This window comes from Micromonospora sp. NPDC048868, from assembly GCF_043198195.1.
Lineage (GTDB): Bacteria > Actinomycetota > Actinomycetes > Mycobacteriales > Micromonosporaceae > Micromonospora > Micromonospora reichwaldensis.
In genome coordinates this window covers 47,509-70,629 of record NZ_JBICUN010000015.1, presented here as the reverse complement: position 1 = coordinate 70,629, position 23,121 = coordinate 47,509, and the positions used below count along the sequence as shown (strand labels likewise).

24 protein-coding genes, 1 tRNA gene and 1 pseudogene are annotated in these 23,121 nt (G+C 73.7%); 14 read left to right on the top strand and 12 right to left on the bottom strand.

What is annotated here, in order from left to right:
• Positions 1 to 4 precede the first annotated feature (4 nt).
• Positions 5 to 658: an HNH endonuclease family protein gene (locus tag ACGFNF_RS22060; RefSeq protein ID WP_357576559.1), complete on the top strand. Its 654-nt coding sequence runs from the start codon at positions 5 to 7 to the stop codon at positions 656 to 658.
• Between the two features lie 74 nt (positions 659 to 732).
• Positions 733 to 897 (top strand): hypothetical protein, encoded by a 165-nt coding sequence (locus ACGFNF_RS22055; protein ID WP_393170294.1) that lies wholly within the window; start codon positions 733 to 735, stop codon positions 895 to 897.
• Positions 898 to 914: 17 nt separating this feature from the next.
• Here ACGFNF_RS22055 and ACGFNF_RS22050 read toward each other — a convergent pair whose 3' ends face one another.
• Entirely contained in the window at positions 915 to 1,184 is a 270-nt protein-coding gene (locus tag ACGFNF_RS22050) for a hypothetical protein (protein ID WP_357576565.1), read from the bottom strand.
• Positions 1,185 to 1,331: 147 nt separating this feature from the next.
• Between ACGFNF_RS22050 and ACGFNF_RS22045 the strand changes: the two genes are divergently transcribed.
• The 3 genes from ACGFNF_RS22045 to ACGFNF_RS22035 all read left to right on the top strand — a co-directional run bounded on the left by ACGFNF_RS22045 (position 1,332) and on the right by ACGFNF_RS22035 (position 3,328).
• Complete coding sequence (locus ACGFNF_RS22045) at positions 1,332 to 1,484, top strand: hypothetical protein (RefSeq protein ID WP_393170292.1); 153 nt, start codon at positions 1,332 to 1,334, stop codon at positions 1,482 to 1,484.
• Positions 1,477 to 2,133 (top strand): 4'-phosphopantetheinyl transferase, encoded by a 657-nt coding sequence (locus ACGFNF_RS22040; RefSeq protein WP_393170290.1) that lies wholly within the window; start codon positions 1,477 to 1,479, stop codon positions 2,131 to 2,133. Before ACGFNF_RS22045 ends, ACGFNF_RS22040 begins: the two co-directional genes overlap by 8 nt.
• Before the next feature lie 208 nt (positions 2,134 to 2,341).
• Positions 2,342 to 3,328: a hypothetical protein gene (locus ACGFNF_RS22035; protein ID WP_393170288.1), complete on the top strand. Its 987-nt coding sequence runs from the start codon at positions 2,342 to 2,344 to the stop codon at positions 3,326 to 3,328.
• A gap of 86 nt (positions 3,329 to 3,414) precedes the next feature.
• Here ACGFNF_RS22035 and ACGFNF_RS22030 read toward each other — a convergent pair whose 3' ends face one another.
• Positions 3,415 to 4,104 (bottom strand): hypothetical protein, encoded by a 690-nt coding sequence (locus ACGFNF_RS22030; RefSeq protein ID WP_393170286.1) that lies wholly within the window; start codon positions 4,102 to 4,104, stop codon positions 3,415 to 3,417.
• Between the two features lie 333 nt (positions 4,105 to 4,437).
• Here ACGFNF_RS22030 and ACGFNF_RS22025 point away from each other — a divergent pair, with 333 nt between their 5' ends.
• Positions 4,438 to 5,796, top strand: coding sequence for a glycosyltransferase family 2 protein (locus ACGFNF_RS22025; RefSeq protein WP_393170284.1), 1,359 nt, complete (start codon positions 4,438 to 4,440; stop codon positions 5,794 to 5,796).
• Positions 5,797 to 5,881: 85 nt separating this feature from the next.
• Here the strand turns inward: ACGFNF_RS22025 and ACGFNF_RS22020 are convergent, their stop codons facing one another.
• The gene (locus ACGFNF_RS22020) at positions 5,882 to 6,835 is read right to left on the bottom strand and encodes a helix-turn-helix domain-containing protein (protein WP_393170282.1); all 954 of its coding nucleotides are present in this window, start codon (positions 6,833 to 6,835) and stop codon (positions 5,882 to 5,884) included.
• A gap of 105 nt (positions 6,836 to 6,940) precedes the next feature.
• Between ACGFNF_RS22020 and ACGFNF_RS22015 the strand changes: the two genes are divergently transcribed.
• The 4 genes from ACGFNF_RS22015 (at position 6,941) to ACGFNF_RS22000 (ending at position 12,943) form a co-directional block, all read left to right on the top strand.
• The gene (locus ACGFNF_RS22015; RefSeq protein ID WP_393170280.1) at positions 6,941 to 7,972 is read left to right on the top strand and encodes a saccharopine dehydrogenase family protein; all 1,032 of its coding nucleotides are present in this window, start codon (positions 6,941 to 6,943) and stop codon (positions 7,970 to 7,972) included.
• 451 nt (positions 7,973 to 8,423) lie between these two features.
• Positions 8,424 to 10,901 carry a M14 family metallopeptidase gene (locus ACGFNF_RS22010; protein ID WP_393170278.1) on the top strand — a complete coding sequence of 826 codons (2,478 nt, stop codon included), beginning with the start codon at positions 8,424 to 8,426 and terminating at the stop codon, positions 10,899 to 10,901.
• Between the two features lie 175 nt (positions 10,902 to 11,076).
• Positions 11,077 to 11,856 (top strand): class I SAM-dependent methyltransferase, encoded by a 780-nt coding sequence (locus tag ACGFNF_RS22005; RefSeq protein ID WP_393170276.1) that lies wholly within the window; start codon positions 11,077 to 11,079, stop codon positions 11,854 to 11,856.
• 121 nt (positions 11,857 to 11,977) lie between these two features.
• The gene (locus ACGFNF_RS22000) at positions 11,978 to 12,943 is read left to right on the top strand and encodes a phosphotransferase enzyme family protein (protein WP_393170274.1); all 966 of its coding nucleotides are present in this window, start codon (positions 11,978 to 11,980) and stop codon (positions 12,941 to 12,943) included.
• Positions 12,944 to 13,014: 71 nt separating this feature from the next.
• Here ACGFNF_RS22000 and ACGFNF_RS21995 read toward each other — a convergent pair.
• Positions 13,015 to 13,088 (bottom strand) — tRNA-Ala (locus tag ACGFNF_RS21995).
• 246 nt (positions 13,089 to 13,334) lie between these two features.
• Between ACGFNF_RS21995 and ACGFNF_RS21990 the strand changes: the two genes are divergently transcribed.
• Positions 13,335 to 14,078 (top strand): class I SAM-dependent methyltransferase, encoded by a 744-nt coding sequence (locus ACGFNF_RS21990; protein ID WP_393170272.1) that lies wholly within the window; start codon positions 13,335 to 13,337, stop codon positions 14,076 to 14,078.
• A gap of 66 nt (positions 14,079 to 14,144) precedes the next feature.
• Here ACGFNF_RS21990 and ACGFNF_RS21985 read toward each other — a convergent pair whose 3' ends face one another.
• From ACGFNF_RS21985 to ACGFNF_RS21965, 5 genes are all read right to left on the bottom strand, one after another.
• On the bottom strand, positions 14,145 to 14,936 hold the full coding sequence (locus ACGFNF_RS21985) for a hypothetical protein (protein WP_311410678.1): 792 nt from the start codon (positions 14,934 to 14,936) through the stop codon (positions 14,145 to 14,147).
• 178 nt (positions 14,937 to 15,114) lie between these two features.
• Positions 15,115 to 15,765, bottom strand: a complete 651-nt coding sequence (locus ACGFNF_RS21980; RefSeq protein ID WP_393170270.1) for a GNAT family N-acetyltransferase — start codon at positions 15,763 to 15,765, stop codon at positions 15,115 to 15,117.
• 96 nt (positions 15,766 to 15,861) lie between these two features.
• Positions 15,862 to 17,175: a gephyrin-like molybdotransferase Glp gene (gene glp / locus ACGFNF_RS21975; RefSeq protein ID WP_121396714.1), complete on the bottom strand. Its 1,314-nt coding sequence runs from the start codon at positions 17,173 to 17,175 to the stop codon at positions 15,862 to 15,864.
• The gene (locus ACGFNF_RS21970; RefSeq protein WP_327030423.1) at positions 17,172 to 18,134 is read right to left on the bottom strand and encodes a UTP--glucose-1-phosphate uridylyltransferase; all 963 of its coding nucleotides are present in this window, start codon (positions 18,132 to 18,134) and stop codon (positions 17,172 to 17,174) included. The genes glp and ACGFNF_RS21970 overlap by 4 nt, the downstream gene beginning before the upstream one ends.
• 9 nt (positions 18,135 to 18,143) lie before the next feature.
• A complete protein-coding gene (locus tag ACGFNF_RS21965; protein WP_393170267.1) occupies positions 18,144 to 20,411 on the bottom strand; it encodes a diguanylate cyclase in 2,268 nt (755 codons plus the stop codon).
• Between the two features lie 85 nt (positions 20,412 to 20,496).
• Between ACGFNF_RS21965 and ACGFNF_RS21960 the strand changes: the two genes are divergently transcribed.
• On the top strand, positions 20,497 to 21,165 hold the full coding sequence (locus tag ACGFNF_RS21960; RefSeq protein WP_393170265.1) for a 5-formyltetrahydrofolate cyclo-ligase: 669 nt from the start codon (positions 20,497 to 20,499) through the stop codon (positions 21,163 to 21,165).
• A pseudogene (locus tag ACGFNF_RS21955) lies at positions 21,162 to 21,320 on the top strand (FmdB family zinc ribbon protein); the annotation flags it as partial. The gene ACGFNF_RS21960 and the pseudogene ACGFNF_RS21955, both read left to right, overlap by 4 nt.
• A gap of 62 nt (positions 21,321 to 21,382) precedes the next feature.
• Here ACGFNF_RS21955 and ACGFNF_RS21950 read toward each other — a convergent pair.
• Entirely contained in the window at positions 21,383 to 21,625 is a 243-nt protein-coding gene (locus ACGFNF_RS21950; RefSeq protein ID WP_393170415.1) for a hypothetical protein, read from the bottom strand.
• A gap of 147 nt (positions 21,626 to 21,772) precedes the next feature.
• Positions 21,773 to 21,958: a hypothetical protein gene (locus ACGFNF_RS21945; protein WP_393170413.1), complete on the bottom strand. Its 186-nt coding sequence runs from the start codon at positions 21,956 to 21,958 to the stop codon at positions 21,773 to 21,775.
• Positions 21,959 to 22,063: 105 nt separating this feature from the next.
• On the opposite strand from ACGFNF_RS21945, the gene ACGFNF_RS21940 reads away from it, so the two are divergent.
• A complete protein-coding gene (locus ACGFNF_RS21940; RefSeq protein WP_393170263.1) occupies positions 22,064 to 22,402 on the top strand; it encodes a hypothetical protein in 339 nt (112 codons plus the stop codon).
• 55 nt (positions 22,403 to 22,457) lie between these two features.
• Here the strand turns inward: ACGFNF_RS21940 and ACGFNF_RS21935 are convergent, their stop codons facing one another.
• On the bottom strand, positions 22,458 to 22,940 hold the full coding sequence (locus tag ACGFNF_RS21935) for a DUF2231 domain-containing protein (protein WP_393170261.1): 483 nt from the start codon (positions 22,938 to 22,940) through the stop codon (positions 22,458 to 22,460).
• Positions 22,941 to 23,121 lie beyond the last annotated feature (181 nt).

The window sequence follows — 23,121 nt, the reverse complement described above, 5'->3', positions numbered from 1 at the left end:
CACGATGACCCGTACCCTCCGCTGGACCGGCGGCCTGCTGGCCACCGTCACCGCCGCTACCCTCGGCCTGTCCGCCCCCGCCCACGCGGCCACCGTCTCGGTGCCGCTGCGCACCCTCGTCGCCGACCTGCCGGTGGCCACCGAGGTACGCACCGGCTACAACCGGGACCTGTTCCCGCATTGGACCGACGCGGACTCCGACGGCTGCAACACCCGCTACGAGGTGCTGATCGCCGAGGCCACCACCCGCCCCACGGTGGGCTCCGGCTGCCAACTGACCGGCGGGCGCTGGCGCTCCTACTACGACGCCGCCTACTGGACCAACCCGTCCGACCTGGACATCGACCACATGGTTCCGCTCGCCGAGGCGTGGGACTCGGGGGCCCGGAACTGGACCACGTCGCGGCGGCAGGCGTTCGCCAACGACCTCGGCGACGTCAGGTCGCTGGTCGCGGTGACCGACAACGTCAACCAGGCCAAGGGTGACCAGGACCCGGCCACCTGGCAGCCCACCAACGAGAAGTGCCGGTACGTCGGCGAGTGGGTGGCGGTGAAGACCCGGTGGCGGCTGAGCGTCGACAGCGCCGAGAAGAGCGCGCTGACCAGCCGGGCGAACTCCTGCACGAACATCACGATCACGGTGACGCACGCGTACTGACCCTCCCGCGCCCCCGCGATCTTGCACTCTCCGCCCATGGCTTGCGACCTGTGTCGGCTTCGCCAGGAGAGGGAGTGCGAGATCGCGGACGCGCGTCGGCTACCGGTGCCGCTGGCGCCCTGGCCGCGCTGGGATGGGGTGTCTCGGCGGAGCTGACCAACCCGGACGGCATCCGCTTCGACCTGGGCCACGACCTGATCGCGAGCACGGTGGACGGGGCGGGCCGGCCCGCCCGGTGACCCGCCGGTGGGTCCCGTCACCTTCGCCTAGGCTCCCGGGACAGCCAGCCGATGAACCGGTCCTGCAGGGACGTCCCGGGCACGGGCGGCAGGTCCTGCGTGGCGGCGGCCAGGCAGGAACCCAGGTACACGCTGAGCATCGGCCGGTCGAACTGGTACTCCTCGAGCAGCCGGGAGCGTTTGGTCTCGCACGGCCAGTCGGCGCCGCAGGTGCCGCAGGTCCAGCCGGGCGTCGAAGGGACGTGTGCGTCCACAGGGGACGGCGAGGGCTCCGAACCAGCGGTCATCGCACTCCTTCTTCGGCTCGCTGCGATGCGGGCCCCCCGAACGCGGCCGGCATCGGACGGCACCGGATCACTGTCGTTTCCGAGATGACGCCCTGTCAGCGCCACGGGACGCTCCGGTGTTACGCCATTGCGGTACCTTGACCAACCATGGCCCTCACGACGCTGACCGTGGATCAGGTGCCGGCCCGACGGCCCGGCCCGCGACCCGGCACCGAGGGATGCACGGTCGTGCCGGCCGACGGTCTCGACGCCGCACGGGCGCGCGTGCGGTCGTACCTGTCGGCAGGCGGCGATGCGTGACCTGCTGCCGCCGTCCGTGGCGGTGGCCGTGGCCGGGCCGGCGGACTGGGTCGGCGAGCTACTGCCGGCCGAGCGGGCCTGCCTGAGCGAACGCGCGGTGGACAGCCGCCGCCGCGACTTCACGGCCGGGCGGGTCTGCGCCCGGCGGGCGATGACCGCGCTGGGCGTGCCCCCGGTGGCGGTGCCGACGGCCGCGGACCGGTCGCCGGTCTGGCCGGCCGGTGTGGTCGGCGCCATCACCCACACTGCTGGCTACTGCGCGGCCGTCGCGGCCCGCGCCGGCGAGATCCGGTCGGTCGGCATCGACGCCGAGGGACACCGGGAGCTCAACGCGGGCGTACGCCGGCTGATCTGCCTGCCCGAGGAGCAGGAGCGGTGCGCCCGCCTGCCGGTGGGCACCTCCTGGCCGGCGGTGCTGTTCAGCGCCAAGGAGACGATCTACAAGGTGTGGCACCCGGTCGTCGGCACGTGGCTGGACTTCCACGACGCGCTGGTGGAGTTGGATCCGGACGCCGGCACCTTCACCGCCCGGATCGCCCCGGCGCGACTCGACGCGACTCCGCTCGCCCGTCCGCCCGCGCTGGTCACCGGCCGGTTCGCGGTCGACGACGCGCTGGTCCGCACCGCCGCCGTGCTGCTGCCCGGTTGACCCGGGCACGGAATCCGAACAGGGGACGGCGCGGCGCTGCCGGAGACGCGAAGATGGTCCGTTGTCCGCGCACGGTAGCGTCAGCCGCGTTTGCCGTCGTCGTCAGGTGCCTAGGAGTACGGTGAGTCACCCCCCGCCCCCTTACGGGCCGCAGGATCCGAACCAACCGAGCCCGGAGCAGCAGCCGCAGCCGTACCCGCCGGCACCGATGCCGCAGTTCCCCGCCGACCAGGGCGGCCACCCGCCGCAGCCGCCGACCTCCGGCGCCCCGCAGGCCACGGGCGACCCGTGGGCCCCGCTCCCGCCCGTGCCGCCGCAGCAGCCGGCCGGCGACCCGTGGGCCGCGCCGCAGCCGCCGGTCTCCGGCGCACCGCAGCCCCCGGTCTCGGGGGTGCCGCAGCCGCCGGTGTCCGGGATGCCGGGCGAGCCGTGGGCCGCCCCGCACCAGCCGACCTCGGGCACGCCGTACCCGCCGGTGTCCGGCACGCCCGGGTATCCGGCCGCCGGGCCCGGCTACCCGCCGCCCGGTGGGCCCGGCTACGCGCCCGGTGGGCCCGGCTACCCGGGCGGCGCGCCCGGTTACCCCCTCGGCCCGCCGCATCCGGTCGCGCCGCCGAAGAAGAACAAGACCGTCCTGATCGTCGTGGCCGTGGTGGTCGTGCTGGCCCTGCTCTGCTGCGTCGGCGGTGTCGTCGCGCTCGTCGCCGGCGCCAACAAGGCGGCGAACGATCTGGATAGGGCCGCCCCGCGAATCACGCTGCAGCCGGACGGCCCGTCCCCGTCGGCCAGGGAGGGCGAGACCTTCAACATGAAGCCCGGCGCCACCCTTGTGGTCTCCGACGACGACGGGACCATGGAGATCACGGTCACCCGGTTCACCACGGAGACCAAGGGCTGCCGGTCGTACGCCCCGCCCCCCGACAAGGGCATGTACCTGATCGCCCACGTCACCGCGACGGTGACCAAGGGCAAGAGCTCCATCAACCCGTTCTACTTCAACTGGGTGGCCGCCAACGGCACCACCGCCAACGGCCTGGCGAGCGCGCTCTCCGGCTGCGGCGACACCCTGGGCTCCGGCAACAACCTGCCCGAGGGCAGCAAACGCGCGGGCACGGTGGTGTTCAACGTGGCCGACAAGAACGGCGCGCTGGAATACCAGCACAGGTTCCAGACCACCGGCTCCTGGCGGCCGTGATCCACAGCTCGTGACGGGAGGCCGGACCCCTGGGGGCCGGCCTCCCGCGCTCTTACCGCCGGCCGTCCCGTCGGGGCCGGCGCTCGTCAGCGGCCCTGCTCCAGCAGGTCGGCGACCGTGATCAGCGGGGTCACCAGCGACGGCACCAGGGCGGCGTCCTCCAGCCGGCCGCGCCGGTAGGTGACCAGCTCCGCCCCCCGCACGCTCCAGCCCGGCACCGCTCCCGCCAGGTGCGCGGCGATCAGGGTCGGCCCGACCAGCGCCTGCTGCCCCGGGGCCGCCGCGGCCACCCGCCACTGCCGGTCGAACTCCTCGTGCCCGGTGGCGTAGGTGTCGCTGCCGAACAGCGCGCGGCCCAGCTTCGAGAACGCGTGGCGCGGTCCGACCGCGAGCGCCGGGAACGACCGCCGCAGCCACACCGAGCAGACGACGTACGTGTGGGTGTGCGTGGTGGTCGTCTGGTTGCCGTCCGCGCCGGTCGAGCTGTGCGTCTCGGTGTACGCGTACTCGGCCACGCAGACGGGTCGGCCGTGCAGCGTCCCGGTCAGCGCGAACCGCACGCCCCGGCGGTTGCGGCCCGGCACCCGGTCGGTCCAGGTGATCTGGGGCCGCTCGTCGAAGGTCCAGCCGTACCGGGCGGCCCACTGTCGCCAGTGCTCCCGCCGCTCCCGCTCCCGCCGGTGGGACGCCACGACCAGCGCGACGACGCCCGCCACGAGCAGGACGACGACTGCCGCGCAGCCACCCGTCCAGAACACACCCGCCATCCGCTCCACGGGCCGCAGCGTAGTGACCGGCCGCACGCGCGCCGGTCCCCGGACGGTGGCGGCCGCGAATCCGGCTACCGGCCGGGTCGCGCGGTTTCCTCGACGCCGCGCCTCGCGTTCGTCACCCGGTGTCGTCGGGACCCCTGTCGATCCACTGATCCCACCCCAGACATCGACGAATCGGTTGATCCTCATTTGGCGCGCTGTTTAGCTCCCACCGGCACCGTCGACGACGACGGTCCTGGCCGGAGCGTGAACCACTACGCGTGACCGACCGGGCCGCGCTCCCGCGCGAGGCGCGTCAATGGAAATCACGCACCACCACCATGACGGGGAAGTCGAATGACGGCACGGACGAACGACGCGGTCGAGCTGAGCGTGGTCATACCCACCTATCAGGACGCGCAGTGCCTGGCGCTGACGCTGCGGGCTTTGACGCGACAGACGGTGAGCCCCGAGCGCTTCGAGGTGGTGGTCATCCGCGACGGCGGCTCCCCCACCGGCTACGCCGACGCCGTCGAGGCCGCCACCGGTCTCGACCTCCGCCTGCTGGAGTTCCCCAGACGGCGGGGACGCTCCGCAGCCCGCAACGAGGCCGTCCGGCACACCCGGGCGCCGCTGCTGTTGTTCCTCGACGCCGACTCGTACGCCTCCCCGCAGTTGCTGGAGCGCCACCTGGCCCACCACGCGGTCGCCGGCCGGCCCGCCGTGCTGATGGGCCGGCGCGACGAGCTGAGCCTGGAGCACGTCGAGGCCGCCCTCGACGACGGGGAGATGACCGACGTCCCCCGCCGCCGCGCGGACCGCGCCGGCGACCTGCGCTTCCCGCACGGTCAGCCCCCGGGGCCGGAGTGGCTCCGGGCGGGCTGGGCGCTCGCCTACACCCACAACATCTCGCTCGCCCGTGACCTCTTCGACCGGGCCGGCGGGTTCGACGAACGCTCCGGGCTGCGCTGGGGCCTGGAGGACATCGAGCTGTTCTACCGGGTGCACCGGCACCTCGGCGTGACCGAACTGAACTTCGCCTTCGACGACGAGGCCCGCGCCTTCCACCTCCCGCACCACCGCAACACCGACCGCAACTGGTCCGACTTCGCGGCCAACCGGAGCCTCCTGACCGGGCAGTACCACGTCATCGAATGGGAGTTCTACGGACTGCTGGACGTGTACGACTCGCTGGAGCGCATCGTGTACTACCGCTCCGCGGCCACCGACTGCGCGCGACGCTCGACGTGCCGGATCGGGCCGGCGTTCGACAGGCTCGCCGACCGCCTGCCCGGCCCCCGCGTGCTGTGGGTGGGCACCGGCAGCGATCAGGTCGACCTGCCGACCGGGGCGCTGACCTTCGACTACGCCGCCCCGCCGGGCCCGACGAACTACCACCTGGTCGGCGTGGACCCGCCCATCCCACCGGCCAGCCTCGACGCGGTGGTCAGCGTCGACTTCTGGCGGTACCTGCGGTGGGATGACCTCTGCCGGTTCGTCAACACCTCCGGACGGCTCGCCCGCGAGGTGCACCTGGTCGGCACGGGCGACACAGGATCGGCGCCGCTCACCCCGGGGCCGGCGGTGCTGGACTACCTGCGCCGCACCCTGAGCGCCGCGTTCGCCACCAGGCTGACCCACGTCGACGGGCTCGGCGAGGTGCTCACCCTGCGGCCCCTGCCTGCCACCGCGCGGAGGAGCCCGGCACGCGTGTGACGTCGCCCGGCGACCGCAAGCGGCCATCGGCACGCGGGTCAGGCGGGCGGCCGGAGCAGGGCCGCGCTGCCCCCGTGGTGGCTCGTCATCGCGCGCCGGACCGGGTGCTGCGGAAGGTGCGGCGGTAGGTGTCCGGGGGCACGCCGACGGTGCGGTTGAAGTGCCGGCGCAGCGTCGCTGCGGTGCCCATGCCGGTGGCCGCCGCGATGGCGTCGATGCTGTCGCCGGTGGTCTCCAGCAGCTCCTGGGCGTGCCGGATCCGCTGGGTCAGCAGCCATTGCAGCGGGGTGGTGCCGGCCACCGACCGGAAGTGGCGGCCCAGGTTGCGCGAGCTCATGTTCGCCCGGCGGGCCAGGTCCTCCACGGTCAACGCGTGGTCGAGCCGTTCGATCGCCCAGGAGAACAGCTCGGCGAGCGGATGGTCGTCCTGGTCGGGCACCGGGGCGATGACGTACTGGGCCTGGCCGCCGGCCCGGTGCGGGGGTACGACCAGGCGGCGGGCGAGCGTGTTGGCGACCGCCGAGCCGTGGTCGAGGCGGACCAGATGCAGGCACAGGTCCATCGCGGCGGCCTTGCCGGCGGAGGTGAGCACGCTGCCGTTGTCCACGTAGAGCACGTCCGGATCGACCTGCACCCGGGGATGGCGAGCCGCCAGGGCATCGGTGTGCGCCCAGTGCGTGGTCGCCCGTCGGCCGTCCAGCAGGCCGGCGGCGGCGAGCACGAACGCGCCCGTGCACAGGGAGGCCACCCGCGCGCCCGCCTCGTGGGCCGCGCGCACCGCGTCGACGAGGTCGGCGGGTGGGTCCACGTCGACGTCGACCCACCCGGGAACGATCACCGTGTCGGCGTGCACGAGCTGGTCGAGCCCGCAGTCGGGCTCGAGCCGGAACCGGCCGACCCGCACCGCGCCCGATCCGCAGACGGTGACGCCGTACCAGGGGTCGACCACGCCGGTCAGGTCGGCGCCGAAGACCTCGTACGCCAGGGACAGCTCGAAGTGCAGCATCCCGTCGGTGACGGCCAGCGCGACGGTAGCCATGTCCGAAACTGTACGGGAGGTGTCGTTCCAGACACTCGCGCCGCCGACCCACCGCCACCAGGATGAGCGGAGTTGATCAATCAGGCACGGAAACTGGGAGAGCTGATGGGATCGGGTCGGACGGTGGCGGTCTTCGGCGCGTACGGGCACACCGGGCGCTTCGTGGTGGCGGAGTTGCGTGCTCGCGGGTTCGTACCGCTGCTCTGTGGACGTGACGCGGACAAGCTGCGGGCGCTCGCGGCGTCCTGTCCGGGTCTCGACATCCGGCCGGCCCCGGTCGACGACCCGGCCTCGCTCGACCGCGCATTGGCCGGCGCGGCCGCGGTGGTCAACTGCGCCGGGCCCTTCGCCGTGACCGCCGCTGGAGTGATCGAGGCGGCGCTGCGCGCCGGGATCCCGTACGTGGACGTGGCGGCCGAGATCGAAGCCAATCTCGACACCTTCACGCACTTCGCCGATCGCGCCCGTGCCGCGGGAATCGTGGTGGTCCCCGCGATGGCCTTCTTCGGCGGCCTCGGCGACCTGCTGGTCACCGCGGCGATGGGCGACTGGACGACGGCCGACGAGGCCCACATCGCGTACGGGTTGAGCGGTTGGCATCCCACGCCCGGGACCCGCGCCGCCGGCACGGTCTCCAGGCAGCGCAGGGACGGCCGGCGCGTCCGCTTCAGCCGGGGACGACTGGAGTACCGCGACGACGCCCCGCCGGCCGCGCGGTGGCCCTTCCCCGAGCCGATGGGAACCCGGGCCGTGATCGGCGAGTTCAGCATGGCCGACATCGTCACCGTCCCCAGCCACCTGGCCATCCCCGAGGTCTGCACCTACATGACGGTCGAGGCGGCCGGTGAACTGGCGGCCCCGGCGACACCGGCACCGACCGCGGTCGACGACAGCGGACGGTCCGCGCAGACCTTCGTCGTCGACGCCGTCGTGCGCTCCGGCGGCGTGCGACGGCGTGCCGTGGCGAGCGGCCAGGACATCTACGCCGTCAGTGCGCCTCTCGCCGTGGAGGCCGTCGACCGTGTCCTCACCGGACGGACCAGGACCGTAGGCGTCGCCTCCGCCGGCGCGATCTTCGACGCGCCCGACTTCCTCCGTGCCCTGTCCGGGCACGTCTCGGTCGACCTGCGCCCGTAGGCCTTCGTCCGGTCGCCCTCGATGGCGCCACCGTCGTGGTGGTCGCCGGTCACGTTCGCCACCTGCGGCGCCGGCCGGCACACCGAATCCTCAAGGTTCCCTCTGGCCGCCGCATCAGAGGGTTGATCAAACGGCTCAGGCGATGCAAAGATCCAGGTCAAGCCACGTCGTCGACGTGAAAGACGCCTCCGCCGCCTCAGTTCCGCCCATGCTCCGCACGGTCCCCGACGCGATCCGTCGAGGCCTGGATCGCCGTGGGCGGACACACGACGCACTGCATCCGACGCACCCGGCCCGCTCGCACCCGGCACGATCCTCCGACGCGATCCGTCGAAGCCGGGCTCGCCGTGGGCGGGCGCAGCATGACCATTTTTGGATGGATCGATGCGGTCCGACCCGCGCTCGGGCCGGCCGCGACATCACTGACGGCCACAGACAGAAGGAGGGGAGCATGCGAGGTAGACAGCCACGCATCGTGTTCTTCGCGATGTCCGCCCTGGTGGCAACCACTTTCGTGGCGACCGCGCCTGCGGGCGCGGACCCCACGAAGCCCACCGCCACGGGCTCCGAAGGAGCCCACCACGCGGATCACGCGTCGAACCACGTACGCATCAAGCTGACCGGCTCCGACATGCTCGACAAGGTGGTAGCCGCCGGCTACGACGTCGATCACGGCCTCACGCGCGTGCCGGACGGCATCGAGGGCGAGGCGCACGTGGACGCCGGGCAGGTCGCCGAGCTCAAGGCGATGGGCGTCAAGATCCTCGGCGAGAACGAGCGCTTCACCTGGAGCGACGTGGCCGACGGCGGCTTCCGGGCCGCCGGGGCGCGGGCCGCCCAGCCGGCGCAGGTGACCGAGGCTAACGACGCGACGGTACGGGTCGTCCGCGCCGACTGGTTCACCACGAAGGGCCAGGGCTTCCTCTACGTCGAGGCACGGACCACCGAAGGTGGACAGACCAACCCGATCGTCCTGATGCAGCTCGAGAACGACTCGGGCGTCGGTACGCCGTTCGGCTCCGCCCGGACGATGAGCCGCTTCGTCGACTCCGGGCAGTACATGTTCCACCGGAACCTGTTCAAGCTCGACGCGCGTCCTGACCAGATCAAGGTCACCAGCTCGACCGGCGGCGTCACCACCGGCAAGGTCTCCAACTGGCTCGAGGGCGCTCCGCCGCCGCTGACGGACAACCCGGGCTACAAGTCGGACTTCATCGACGGCTACAAGCATCCGCAGCAGCTCTTCAGCCGCGCCGAGGAGATCGCCCGGCAGTACCCGGACATCGCCGAGATCGTCTACCTGCCGCACAAGACCAACGGCTACCAGCGCAAGGCGCAGGCCACGATCGGCGGTACCGGGCAGGCGGCGGTCGTCGTCAGTTCGGCGGCGTGGGGCCACGAGGGCGGCAACGACGTCACCGTCGAATTCGTGGAGCGGCCGGGGGCGAGCCTCCCGCTCGGCGTCGACGTGTCGGGCAAGGCGGTCCGCGTCCTCCTCGCGAAGGACGCCAACGGCGCGCTCGCCAGCACCGCCGCGCAGGTGGCGGCGGCACTGGAGACCCAGTCCCAGGGCCTGATCGACCGGGCGCACCCGTACCGCAGCAACGCCGGCACCGGGCTCGTCGTGCCGACGTCCGCCCCGGTCGCGCTGAGCGACTTCCTCGACCAGAAGCGCGTCGGCGCGCCGGAGGGCGAGGTGCCCCGCGGCGAGGCCACCATCCCGGTCCTGCGGATCGGCAAGCACCGCGACGGCCGCAACCCCGGTGTCCTGATCCAGGCCCAGGACCACGCCCGCGAGTGGGTGCCGGCGACGACGACGCTGGAGACGGCCGAGCGTCTGGTGCACAACTACAGGACCGACCAGGAAACGAAGAAGATCGTCCAGGAGACGGACATCTTCCTCGTCCTGTCGAACAACCCCGACGGCGCGAACTACAGCTTCTACAACTACGCCTCTCAGCGTAAGAACCTGACGAACCACTGCGAGGACGCGAACGCCGACCCGGACCGCCGCAACTCGTGGGGCGTCGACCTGAACCGGAACTACCGGGTCGGGTCGGGCCACGACGGCTACGCCGGTGGGTCGACGGTCTGCACCAGCGGCACCTACCAGGGGCCGGAGAAGCTGTCCGAGCCCGAGTCGAAGAACATCGTCTGGCTGGTCGAGAAGTACTCGAACATCAAGTTCATGATGTCGGTGCACTCCAACGGCGGTCAGCTGTTCTGGCAGCCCGGCGCCTACATCGCGGACGGCCGGGTCACCACGCCGCGTCCGCCGCTGGGCGACGAGGCATTCTACTGGCAGTCGGCCGGCAGGATCCTGTCGCAGGTCAAGGCGTACCGGGAGACCGTCGTCACGCCGGAGAACGTCGGCGGCTCGTCGGACGTCCTGTACTCCTCCGCCGGCAACGTCCGTGAGGACATGTACCACACCTACGGGATCTACTCCTTCGGCTGGGAGGTCGGCGGCTCGATCTACAACCCGGCCACCGGCAACTGGCAGGGCGGCTCGTTCCAGCCCGCGTGGGAGGGCAATCCGGCGCTCGTCAGCGGCCACTCCGAGACGATGGAGTACGCCAACGGGATCATGGAGATGTTCCGGATCGCGGCGGAGTGGGGCAAGGACAAGAAGAAGCCGACGTCCGAGCTCGTCCCTGGCGGCGGCAGGTACACCGGGTCCGTCGACGTGCGCTTCGAGACGAGCGAGCCGGCCACCATCTACTACACGACGGACGGCAGCCGGCCCACCCTCGAATCGCCGCGCTACCAGGCCACCGAGTTCCGTGAGCCGGGACAGGTCTTCCGCGTCACCGGGACCACCACGTTCCGCTGGTTCTCGGTCGACGCCTCCGGCAACGTCGAGAAGGGCTACGACCCGGAGAAGAACGGCAGGAACTACCGCTCGGCGACGGTCACGATCGTCAAGTAGGTAGCGGCGTCAAGGCGTTGCCTCGTCGGTGCGGGAGACCGCACCGACGAGGCAATGATCATTTCCATGGTGGGCCACGGCCGGCCGTCGCTGTGGTGCCGCCGGGCGACCCGGCGTCCGCCGCCCGGACGAAAATGCCGGCTGCGCCGCGGCCCTCGGCCGCTAGCGTGGGGCAATGCCTCCTGACCCGGTAGCACACAACCGCACCGCCTGGGATCGGCAGGTCGAGCAGGGCAACGAATGGTCACGCCCCGTATCGAGCGAGACGACCGCCAGGGCGCGTGCCGGCGACTGGTCGGTCGTCCTGATCGGCTACCAGCCCGTCGACCGCTCCTGGTTCCCCGCCGACCTCGCGGGCACGGACATCCTGTGTCTGGCCTCGGGCGGCGGGCAGCAGGGTCCGACGCTGGCCGCTGCGGGGGCCCGGGTCACCGTCTTCGACAACTCGCCCCGTCAGCTCGAGCAGGACGAGTCGGTCGCCCGGCGGGACGGCCTGGAGCTGCGTACCGTCCTCGGGGACATGCGCGACCTGTCGGCGTTCCCGGACTCCTCGTTCGACCTGGTCTTCCACCCCGTGTCGAACCTGTTCGTGCCCGAGCTCGCGCCGGTGTGGCGAGAGTGCTTCCGGGTGCTGCGACCGGGCGGGACGCTGCTGTCCGGCTTCCTCAACCCGGACGTCTTCCTCTTCGACAACGAGGCGCTGGACCAGCGCGGCGAACTGGTGGTGCGCCACCGGCTGCCGTACAGCGACCTGACCCACGTCCCGGCGGCGGAACGCGAACGCCTGTGGGGCGCGGACGCACCGCTGGAGTACAGCCACACGATGACCGCGCAGATCGGCGGTCAGCTCGCCGCCGGCTTCGTCATCGTCGGCTTCGAGGAGGCGCCGCACCACTCCGACGCCACCGCCGGATGGCTGCCCGGCTACTTCGCCACCCGGGCGGTGAAGCCGTGACGGCGGGCGGCTGACAGGCGCCGTGGCATGGCTGCCCCGACTCGCGGGGCAGCCAGGGGCCCGGGCGCCCGCAGGTGGCAAGTCACTTGCCGGCCGGACTGCCAACTGCGACGCTCCGGCGATGATCGACAAGCCTGGCGTCGACGAACGGCTCCTGGCGGCTGAGGTGGCCGCCGCCTGGGCCGTCACCATCGTCGACCTCGTGTTCATGCCGGTCGGGCTCGACGGGCACGCATGGGCGTACCGGGTGGACGCGTCCGACGGCGAGCGATACTTCCTCAAGCTGCGCCGCGGCACGTTCACCCGGGCGGCCGTCCTGCTGCCCGGGTTCCTCAGGACGCAGGGCGTCCGGCAGGTCGTGGCACCCATCGACCTGCCGGACGGCGGAGCCTGTCACCGGTTCGGGGAGTACCAGCTGCTGCTCTACCCGTTCCACGACGGCGGCAGCCGGTGGCGGCGCGGCCTCACCGACCGCCAGTGGAGCGAGTACGGCGAGTTCCTGGGGCGCCTGCACGCCGTCACGCCGAGCGCAGACCTCGCCGCCGTCCTGCCGGTCGAGACCTACCGGTCGGACGCTGGCGAGCGGCTGCGAACCCTCGGCGGGCAGGCTGCGACGAGCGAGGCCCTCGGCGCGTTCTGGGCCCGGTACGGCGCCGCGCTGCACCGGTTGGCGGAGACGGTCGACGAGCTGGCTTCCCGCGTGACGCACGCTCGACACGTCATCTGCCACGCCGACATCCACCCCGGCAACCTGATCGCTGACGACGACGGTCCACTGCACGTCGTGGACTGGGACGCGCCGATCCTCGCGCCACGCGAGCGGGACCTGATGTTCGTCTACAGCCAGGACTTCGGCGACCACCCGATCGACGCGCACCGCGCCGAACTCTTCCGCCGCGGCTACGGGCCGCTGGAACCGGACCAGACCCTGCTGAGCTACTACCGCAGCGAGCGGCACCTCGACGACGTCGCCGAATTCCTGGGTGGCATCCTCAACCCCGAGGCCAGCCCGGAATCTCGCGCCAACGACCTGCACTGGCTCACCCGCATCGCCGAGACCGTCGCCGACCCCGGCTACGCGCCCTGATGCTGCACTCCGCTGCCGTACAAGATCGAAAAAAGCCGTCTCCGACGAACGGAAACGGCCTTCGAAATGGGTGGAGTTGAGGGGATTCGAACCCCTGACCCCCTCGATGCGAACGAGGTGCGCTACCGGACTGCGCCACAACCCCTCCGCCGGCGGACCGGCATCGGTCCCACCCGGCTTTCACCGGGCGGGCCGGCGCCAAGGCTAACAGGTTCACCGCCCCCGCCGCGAATCCACCCCCCGCGCGCCGAGATCTTGGCACGAAACGGCCCCTCCGGGGGCCGCCAGCCACCAAGATCTCGGAGCAGGACCCCACGCAGGCGGCGGAGGGGGAGCCGTTCGGCGCGAAAGTCGGTGGACATCGCGGGCGGTGGTGGGAAGCGTGGGGCGCATGCGACAGGAAGACGTCTGGGACGACGACACCGCCCGCCGCTACGACACCCCGGGCACCGGCATGTTCGCCCCCGAGGTGCTGGGGCCGACCGTGGACCGGCTGGCCGAGCTGGCCGGCGGCGGGGCGGCGCTCGAATTCGCTGTCGGCACCGGCCGGGTGGCCGTCCCGCTCGCCGCGCGCGGGGTGCCGGTCAGCGGCATCGAGCTGTCCCGCCCGATGGTGGAGCGGCTGCGGACGAAGGTGGACGAGGCGACCGTTCCGGTGGTGATCGGTGACATGGCGACCGCCACCGCCCCGGGCGAGTTCTCGCTGGTCTACCTCGTCTACAACACGATCTCGAACCTGCTCGCCCAGTCCGAGCAGGTGGCCTGCTTCCGCAACGCCGCCCGCCACCTCGCCCCGGGCGGCCGGTTCGTGATCGAGTTGTGGGTGCCGGAGCTGCGCAAGCTCCCACCGGGCCAGGAGGCGACGGTCTGGTCGTCCGAGCCGGGGTACATCGGCCTGGACACCTACGACGTGCTGCGCCAGCAGGTCGTGTCGCACCACTTCCGGTTCGACGAGAGCACGCACGCCCGGCTGTTCCGGTCGCCGCACCGCTACATCTGGCCGGCGGAGCTGGACCTCATGGGTCAGCTGGCCGGGTTCGAGCTGGAGAGCCGGCACGCGGACTGGTCCGGCGCCGAGTTCACCGCAGACTCGCGGTCGCACGTGTCCGTCTACCGCCTGCCGGCCACGAGCTGACGCGCGGCGGGCCGGACCGACCGCCGGCCACGACCGGCGCATCAGGCGAGAAAGAGACGTGGCCGGTCAGGCCGAGTGGGAGCCGCGGCCGGACTGGTAGGGGCGACCGCGCAGGCCACCCGAGCGACGGTAGGAGACCGAGCCGCCGTTGGCCGCCGCCGGCAGGTCCGCCGGGCGGTCCAGGCCCATCGCGGCACGGCGTACCACCTCGCGCTGGGCCGCCAGGCGACGCTGCGCCTCGCGGCGGGCCGCCGCCCGGCGGGCCTGCTCCCGCCGCACCTCGGCCTGCCGGGCGGCCAGCCACGCCGCCTCGCGGGCCTGCGCCCGCCGCCGCCGGCGATCCGCCAGCGCCAGCCGCCGCAGGTGTACGACGTACGCGACCAGCAGCGCGGCGGTGACCCCGAAACTGATCCAGAAGCCGGGGCTGACCACGATCACGCCGATGAGCTCGACGAAGTTCAGCAGCAGCAGCGCGGCGAGCACCCGGCGGCGCCGGTAGACGGCGGGGGTGTGCTGTCGGCGGGGCGGCGGCCGGCGGCGGCCCTTGCGGGGGGCCGGCGGCACGGCGCGCAGCCGCTTCGACCGGCGCGTGGCGGGGGGCGCGGAGACCGGCGCGGAGAGCCCGCCCGTGTTCGCGTCCTCACTGAGGGTGATGACGAGGCTTCGGGGCGGGTGCACCGGGCGGTGCCCCGGCACAGTGCGGCGCCGCCGGCGGCGCTGGAGCACCCGCGCCGTCGACTGCGCCCGCTCCGCCACCAGCCGCTCGGTGGCGTCGTACCGGCGAACCAGCGCCGGGGCGAGGGCGAGCAGACCGGCGGCGGCGAGGACGGCGAGGAGCACCGAGGTCGGCACCCTCACCCCTCCCGTCACCGAATTCGGAGCAACCGCCGCCCGGCCGCAGGATCTTCCACCGATGGTGGTCGGGTGCGCGGATCGTACGGGTGGAGCAGCGCTTGCCACAGCTTGCAGTTACTTGAGGTTACGGGCCGTGGACGCGGATGCTGACACGCCGCGCCGATCCCGTGCGTGGGACGGCTCACCCCGTGGTGGCGCGGAGCCGGTGCCAGCGGGCCAGCAGCCCACCCTCGGCGGCGACCTCCTCGCTGGTCATCGCGTAGCCGATATGGTCCCGCCACGCACCGTCGATGTGCATGTAGCGCACGTGGTACGACTCCTCGCGGAAACCCAGCTTCTCCACCACCCGCCGGGACGGCCGGTTCTCGGGGCGGATGTTCACCTCGACCCGGTGCAGCCCACCCACGCCGAACGCGTGGTCGACCGCGAGCGCCAGCGCGGTGGGGATGACGCCACGACCGGCCACCCGGGAGTCCACCCAGTAGCCCACGTACGCCGAGCAGAACGCCCGCCGCACGATGCTGCCCACGTTGAGGTGGCCGACCAGCTGGTCCCGGCCGCCCTCGCGCAGGCAGACGGCGAACGGCATCCCCTCGCCGGTGCGCGCCGACCGGCGCTGGTCGCGGTAGACCCAGCGGAACGCGGCCGGCGAGTTCAGCTCGTGCCAGCTCCCCGGCACGGACGACTCCCACGGCGCGAGCCACTCCCGGTTGGCGCGGCGCACCTCGGACCAGGCGGCGGCGTCCGAACGCCGGTAGGGCCGCAGCAGCACCGGCCCGTCGGCCAGCACCGCCGGCCACCCCGGCGCCCGCCCGACCCCGAACAGACTCACGGAACAGACCTTCCGCTCACGACCGACGAAACCGGAGCGCTCACCGAGCTGACCTTCCGTTCACGACTGCGGGGCTCGCAAGCTCACTCCTCGCGCTCACCGGCGCCGGTCCAGCAGGAGGACGTCCACCGTGGAACCGGCCGCCGCGGTGGTCACCCGCTCGCCGAGCACCATCAGCCCGTTCGCCTCGGCCAGCCCCGAGAGGGTGTACGGGCCACCGTTGAGCGGCTGCACCGTGTAGCCGCCGCCGCGCCGCTCGGCGACGTGCGCGGGGCGGAACTCGCGCAGCCCCACCGGCGACGAGATCGTCTCCAGCAGGTGTGCGCGGACGCTGGGCCGGAACACCGGTTCCGCCCCGGCCAGCAGGTTGATCGCCGGGCGGGCCAGCACCTCGAAGCCGATCAGGGCGGAGCCCGTGTCGCCGGGCAGGCAGACCACCGGCACCTCCTCGGCGCCGACCGTGCCGAAACCGAGCGAGGTGCCGGGGTAGAGCGCGACCTCGGTGAAGGTGACCGGGCCGGCCCGGCTGCCCTCCCGCCGGGAGAGGATCCGCCGCACCATGTCGCCCGGCCCGGTGCCGGTCCCACCCGTGGTGATGATCAGGTCGGCGCGCAGCGTCTGGTCCTCCAGCAGCCCGCGCAGCCCCTCCGGATCGTCGTCGCAGATGCCCACCCGGTACGCCAGGGCGCCCACCTCGGCCGCGGCGGCGGTCAGCGCGTGCGAGTTGGCGTCGACCGTCTGGCCGGGCTGGCTGCCCCGGCCCACGTCGACAAGCTCGTCGCCGGTGGCCACGATCACCACGCGAGGGCTGGGCCGGACCACGACGTGCCCGATGCCGGTGGCGGCGAAGACCGCCACCAGCGCCGGCGACACGTAGGTGCCGGCCCGGGCCAGCAGGGTGCCGGCGGGCAGTTCCTCGCCGGCCCGGCGCACCCCGTACCCCCGTTTGGGCACGCGGAAGATCTCCACGGCGGCCATGCCCTGGTCGGTCCACTCGACCGGGACGACCACGTCCGCGGCGAGCGGCAGCGGCGCCCCGGCGGCGACGGAGAAGCAGGCGCCCGGGGTGAGCCGGACCGGCCGCCAGCTCGCCGCGCCGAGGTCGCCGACGACGTTGAGCCGGACGTTGCGCCCGCCCGGCCCGCCGGACTGGGTCGGGACGTAGCCCACGCCCCGACCGCCTCCGGAGATGTCCTCCCAGCGGGCCGCGTACCCGTCCACGGCCGACTGGTCGAAGGCCGGGAAGGAGTGCGGCGCGACGACGTCCTCGGCGAGGACGTTGCCGTGCGCCTGGGTGAGGTCGAGGTCGAGCGGAGGCAGCGCGCGTAACCTGCGCAGCACGCTGCCCAGGTAGTCGGCGAGCGGCGTCAACTCGTTCGCGGCCGCCTCGGCGTCGGCCGACGCTGTCATGTACCAGTCACGCCCGACGCGTCGGAGTTGACGAACTCAGCCAGCCACTTGCGGAACTCGGCGCCGAGGTCGTCGCGCTCGGCGGCGATCTGCACCACGGTCTGGAGGTAGCCCAGCGGCATGCCGGTGTCGTAGCGGGTGCCCCGGTAGACGATCGCGTGCACCGGGGTGCCCTCGCTGCGCAGCAGCTCCATGGCGTCGGTCAGCTGGATCTCCCCGCCGCTGCCCGGCTCCGTCCGCCGGATGGCGTCGAAGATGCTGCTCGGCAGCACGTAGCGGCCCAGCACCGCGAGGTTGCTGGGCGCGTCCTCCGGCTTGGGCTTCTCCACCATGCCGGTGACCCGGACGACCTCGCCGATGTCGGTCAGCTCCGCCTCGGCCGGCTCCACCGAGGCGATGCCGTAGCGCTTCGTCTCGGCCGGGTCGACCTCGAAGAAGGCCAGCACCACGCCGCCGGTGCGCGCCTGGAGCTCCAGCATGGCCGGCAGCAGCGGCTCGGCCGGCTTGACGAACTCGTCGCCCAGCAGCACCGCGAAGGGCTGGTCGCCGACGTGCGACTCGGCGTAGCCGACGGCGTGGCCCAGGCCGAGCTGCTCGGGCTGCCGGCAGGTGTAGATCTCGGCCAGCTCGCTGGGGCCGCGCACGGCGGCCAGCCGCTCGGCGTCGCCCTTCGCCTCCAGCCGCGCCTCCAGGTCGGGGCGGCGGTCGAAGTGGTCCACCATCGACGTCTTGCCCCGCCCGGTGATCAGCAGGACGTCGCCGATGCCGGCCTGGGTGGCCTCCTCGACGATGTACTGCAGCACCGGCCGGTCGACCACCGGGAGCAGCTCCTTGGGCACCGCCTTCGTGGCCGGCAGGAACCGGGTGGCCAGACCGGCGGCCGGGATGACGGCCTTGACCGCGCGGGAGCGACCGGTTGCGGCGGTCGCCGATGAGGGGTTCGCTGAGTGCTCCGACATGTCGCGAGACTATCGGCCACGGCTCTGTCGTGGAGGGTGAGGACCGGAAGACGCGCCGCCGCAGGGACCCGGCCGCACCGGGTCGGGCGCGGCCGGCGCGCTCCCCGGGGTGGCGTCGGCCGGATCGGCCGGTTCGGGGTGGGTCCGCACCGGCTGGCGGGGAGCGCCGGCGCGCGGCAGGCCGTCCTCGGGGGTGGCCGCCGTGGCCGGTACGGGGATCTCCCGCGCCGCCGGTCCGGCCCGCTCCTCGGCGATGCGCCAGGTGTCCCGGCCGGCCGCCTTGGCGGCGTAGAGGGCGTCGTCGGCGGCGTCCAGCACCTGCTGGCCGGTGCTGCCGTGGTCGGGGTGCACGGCGATGCCGACGGAGACGGTGACGCCGATGGCCACAGCCGCCCCGCCGTGCCCGTCGGCGGTGATCGGGGCGTCCCGGACCGCCGCGCCGAGCCGCTCCGCGACGATCGCCGCGCCCCGGGCGTCGGTCTCCGGCAGCAGCAGCACGAACTCCTCGCCGCCCTGCCGGAAGGCGAGGTCGACCTCGCGGATCTCGCCGCGCACCCGGCGGGCGAACTCGGCCAGCACGGCGTCCCCGGCCGCGTGCCCGTACGTGTCGTTGACGTCCTTGAACCGGTCCAGGTCGAGGGCGAGGACGCTGAGCATCCGGCCGAACCGGCTCGCCCGCTCGACCTCCCGGCGGATCGACTCCTTCAGGTAGCGGTAGTTCCACAGCCCGGTGAGCGGGTCGGTCAGCGAGAGCCGCTGCGCCTCCTCGTGCACCCGGACGTTGTCGACCGCCACGGCGGCGTGGCCGGCGAAGGTGCGCAGGGTGACGAGGTCGTCGTCGTCGAACTCGTCCGCGCCGAGCCGGTCGTAGAGGGCCAGCACACCGCGCGCCCCGGCCGGGGCGGCCGGCTCCGCCCCGGGGCGCGGCGCGGGCCCGTCGCGGGCGGTGCCGTCGGGCGGGCCCGTCGTGCCGGGGGCCGCGAACGGCACCGCGATGTACGTCCGGCAGTGCGGCTCCCCCGGCGGCGCGACGGAGGGCTCCACCCGCCCCCGGCGCGGCTCCCCGGTCGCCGCGACGGCGCCCACCACACCGCTGCCCAGCGGCACCCGCAACGGCCCCGAGGGTTCGTCCGCCGGGTCGGGCCCGTCCAGCCCCTCGGTGCACTGCGCGACGAGCACCCCGCCGTCGTCGACGAGCAGCACCGCCCCGGCCCGGGCGCCGGTCGCCGCGATCGCGCTGTGCAGGATCACCCGCAGGATGCGTTGCAGGTCGTGGGTGCTGGCCAGGGTGTCCCCCAGCACCGCGAGGTGCCCGCGCAGCTGGTCGCGGCTGCTGGTCAGCGCCGCCACGTAGGTGCCCGTCTCGCGGGTCATCCGGTTGAACGCGCCGGCCAGCCGGCCGATCTCGTCCCGGCTGCGCACGGGCACCCGGGCGGTCAGGTCGCCGCGCGCCACCCGGTCCACCGCGCCCGCCAGCTCGACCAGCGGGCGGGTCGTGACCCGGGCCAGCCGCCAGGCGGCCACCACGGCCAGCAGGGTCGCCACCAGCACCGCCGAGCCCAGTGCGACGTACAGGCCGCGTGGTCGTTCGCTGGGGACCGAGAGCACCAGCGGCAGGGGCTGCCCGGAGGACGGGCCGACCAGGCGGACGTACCGGCCGTCGGGGGTCTCGGTGACGCGCTCGCCGTGCAGCGTGTCGGCGGCGGCGAGCACGGCGTCGCGTACGCCGGTCGACTCGGTGCTGTGGGCGAGCCGGACGGGCGCCGCGCCGTCGTCGATCAGGGTGACCGCCACCCCCGTCACGGCCGCGAGGCGCGCCACGAAGGCCGGGTCGACCGGCTGCGCGGCGGTGACCGTGCCGAGCGGCCCGCCGGCCCGGTCGCGCAGGTCGGCCCGGGCCGCGAGCGCCCGCACCGGCCCGGCGGACGGCGGGTCGGCGCAGTCCCGCCAGGGCCCCGCGGGGCCGCCGGGGCTGGCGTAGGTGATCCGGCCGGTGACGTCGGCGACCCGCACGGCGGCGGCCAGGCCACGGCGGACCACCTGGCTCGCGGCGGCCGGCCGGTCGCCGGCCAGGGCGACCGCGTCGGCGGCGGCCCGCAACTGCTGGCAGAGGGCGTCGACGGAGGTGCGCACGGTCGCGGCGGCCACCGCGAGCCGCTCGGTGGAGCGGCTCGAGTCGACCGCCGCCACGGTCGCCCCGACGAACATCACCCCGAGCACCACCGGGCCGAGCGCCACCGCCAGGAAGGCTGTGGTCAACCGCCCGCGTAGCGTCACTCGGTCCCCCCGGAAGTTACGCCGCCGTTGCTTGCGATGCTGACACAGAGCCACCAGGCGACAAACGTTGCGTCAGGAGTGTTGCGTGCCCGATTTTTCTGATGGAGCGCAAGAGGCGAAGCGGGATGTGCGCGCCGCCGTGCTCGCCCGCCGCCGGGCGCTGACCGCGCCGCACCGGGCCGACGCCGCCGGGCGCGTGCAGGCCGAGCTGGTGGCTCTCGTACGCCGGCTGCGTCCGCTGCGGATGACGGCGTACGTGCCGGTCGGCTCCGAGCCGGGCGGGCCCGACCTGCCGGCGGTGCTGCACGCGGCGCTGCCGCCGGGCGGGGAGCTGCTGCTGCCGGTGCTCCGCGACGACCTCGACCTGGACTGGGCGGCCTGGAGCGGGCCGGCCGGGCTGGTGGCCGCCGGGCGGGGGATGCGCGAGCCGGCCGGGCCGCGGCTGGGCCGGGCGGCGGTCGCCGACGCGCAACTGGTGGTGCTGCCCGCGCTGGCGGTGGACCGCCAGGGGCTGCGGCTGGGCCGGGGCGGCGGCTCGTACGACCGGGCGCTGGCCCGGGTGCCGGCGACCGCCCTGACCGTGGTCCCGCTGCACGACGGCGAGCTGGTGGAGGCGCTTCCCGCCGAGCCGCACGACCGCCCGGTACGCGCGGTCGTCACGCCCGCCGACGGCCTGCGTACGCTGGACGCCGCCCCGGGGGGCGTGGCGGGTGTCGCGCCCCACACTTCCGCTGGACGAATCCGGGGGCGATGACGCACCATTGGCACTCGAATACGTCGAGTGCCAACCGGCCGTGGCCAGATCCGGAGGAGAACGTGCCCACGTACCAGTACGCCTGCACCGCGTGCGGTCACCAGCTCGAGGCGGTGCAGTCCTTCTCCGACGCACCGCTGACCGAGTGCCCGGCGTGTGAGGGGCGGCTGCGGAAGGTCTTCAACTCCGTCGGCATCGTGTTCAAGGGATCGGGCTTCTACCGCACGGACTCGCGCTCGTCCGGCTCGGACAGCGCGAAGAGCGGCGCCGCCAAGCCGGCGAAGTCCGACTCGTCCTCCGGCGGTGACTCCGGCTCGTCCGGCGGGTCCTCGTCGTCGGGCTCGTCCGCCGGTTCCTCGTCCTCGTCGTCGGGCTCGTCCCCGTCGTCGGGCTCGGGCGGCTCCACCGGCGGCGGAGGCAAGGCCCCGGCCGCCAGCAGCGCCAGCTCCTCCTGACCCACGCCGCACCGGCCCGGGAGCCGGCCCTCGAACCGGGGGCCCGGTCCCGGGCCGGCTGCGCTCGTCCACAGCCCGGCGGAGGTTTTCCACAGCCCGACGGGGGTTGTCCACAGCCCGACGCGGTCGTCCGCCCGGCGGCGGTGACCCGCTCAGTCCCAGTGCGGGGGGCGCTCCGCGAGCAGCCAGTCGTCGTTGCCGCCCGAGCGCTCGCCCCAGCCCTGGTCGGTGTCGTCGGCGGTCTGCTCGGGCAGCACCACGAAGTCGTCGCTGAGGTCGACGGCGCGGTCGTCGTCGCCGCGTACCGCCGGCATGCCCGGATCGTCGGTGATGCTCACGAGCGGCAAGACTAGCGCAGCCACCACCGGCGGGAGCGCCGACGAACCGCCGGGCCGCCGCGTCCGGCCGGCCACCGGGCCGGGGCGTTGGTAGCGTCGGACGGCGTGACGACCCCCACCTCCGGCGGCACCCCGGACGACTACTGGCGACGGCCCGACGGCTCGCCCGAGCGGCCCACGGGCACGCCGCCGGGGCCGGCCACGCCGCCCCCGGCGCGTGGGAGCGGCTACGCGGGGCCGCCCGCGACCACCCCGCCACCGGCCGGGTGGCGCCCACCGGTGCACCTGCGACCGCCACCGCCCCGGCGACTGCCGGCGCAGGACATGGCGGAACTCGACGCGGCGGAGCAGCGGGCGCAACGACTCACGTACGGCGTGGGCACGGTGGCCGCCGTGGTGCTGGTGGTCCTCGTCTGCGTGCTCTGCACCCGGCTCGTGTTCTGACCTCGGCCCGGTCGCGGCCCGCGCCGCCCGTCGGCCCGACGCGGCCGGCGGGACGTCAGAGGGTGTTGCCCCAGACGGTCTCGGCCCCGGAGTGCCCGGTCAGGTAGACGTAGACGAGGCTGACGACGCCGAGCGCCACCACCACCACCGAGAGCACCGGGGTCACCCAGGACGGCAGCTTCGGCACCCGCCGGTGCCCGCTCGTCACGAACAGCAGCAGCAGCGACGCCACGGCCAGCGGCAGCACCCAGCGGAACAGGATGTCGCCGTAGCGGGAGTGGGCGAAGATCTGCTCCACGATCGGGCCCTGCATGCCCCGGGCGAGGAACGCGTCGGTCAGCTCCTCCCCCGACTCGACCGCGACGAAGGCCGACACGGGCGCCACCACGGCGAGGATCGCCACCGCCCAGTCCAGCCGCGCCCGGAACCGGGGCAACGCCACGTACGCGGCGGAGAGCAGGGCCAGCAGCGGCACGAGCACGACGACCGCGTGCACCACCAGCACGTGGGCCGGCAGACCCAGGATCTCCTTGAACATCCACACCTCCGGCGGTACGCGGTCGCGGGGCCAGCGTACGGTGCGCCGGTCGACCCGCCCAGTCGATCTCGACCGGGAACACGCGCCCGGAGCCGGTCCGGTTCACCGTTCCCGGCGAGGAGCCCGCCGACGTGGCGGCCGGCTCGGGGCGACCCGGGTTGTGGCCGGCGCCACCCTGCGC

Coding starts and splice junctions, on each gene's coding strand:
- ACGFNF_RS22015 (WP_393170280.1), top strand. CDS start 6,941: ATGGGATCGGGTCGGACGGTGGCGGTCTTCGGCGCGTACGGGCACACC.
- ACGFNF_RS21970 (WP_327030423.1), bottom strand. CDS start 18,134: ATGTCGGAGCACTCAGCGAACCCCTCATCGGCGACCGCCGCAACCGGT.
- ACGFNF_RS22020 (WP_393170282.1), bottom strand. CDS start 6,835: ATGGCTACCGTCGCGCTGGCCGTCACCGACGGGATGCTGCACTTCGAG.
- ACGFNF_RS22040 (WP_393170290.1), top strand. CDS start 1,477: ATGCGTGACCTGCTGCCGCCGTCCGTGGCGGTGGCCGTGGCCGGGCCG.
- ACGFNF_RS21935 (WP_393170261.1), bottom strand. CDS start 22,940: ATGTTCAAGGAGATCCTGGGTCTGCCGGCCCACGTGCTGGTGGTGCAC.
- ACGFNF_RS22010 (WP_393170278.1), top strand. CDS start 8,424: ATGCGAGGTAGACAGCCACGCATCGTGTTCTTCGCGATGTCCGCCCTG.
- glp (WP_121396714.1), bottom strand. CDS start 17,175: ATGACAGCGTCGGCCGACGCCGAGGCGGCCGCGAACGAGTTGACGCCG.
- ACGFNF_RS22045 (WP_393170292.1), top strand. CDS start 1,332: ATGGCCCTCACGACGCTGACCGTGGATCAGGTGCCGGCCCGACGGCCC.
- ACGFNF_RS22005 (WP_393170276.1), top strand. CDS start 11,077: ATGCCTCCTGACCCGGTAGCACACAACCGCACCGCCTGGGATCGGCAG.
- ACGFNF_RS22000 (WP_393170274.1), top strand. CDS start 11,978: ATGATCGACAAGCCTGGCGTCGACGAACGGCTCCTGGCGGCTGAGGTG.
- ACGFNF_RS21990 (WP_393170272.1), top strand. CDS start 13,335: ATGCGACAGGAAGACGTCTGGGACGACGACACCGCCCGCCGCTACGAC.
- ACGFNF_RS22035 (WP_393170288.1), top strand. CDS start 2,342: ATGCCGCAGTTCCCCGCCGACCAGGGCGGCCACCCGCCGCAGCCGCCG.
- ACGFNF_RS22025 (WP_393170284.1), top strand. CDS start 4,438: ATGACGGCACGGACGAACGACGCGGTCGAGCTGAGCGTGGTCATACCC.
- ACGFNF_RS22050 (WP_357576565.1), bottom strand. CDS start 1,184: ATGACCGCTGGTTCGGAGCCCTCGCCGTCCCCTGTGGACGCACACGTC.
- ACGFNF_RS22060 (WP_357576559.1), top strand. CDS start 5: ATGACCCGTACCCTCCGCTGGACCGGCGGCCTGCTGGCCACCGTCACC.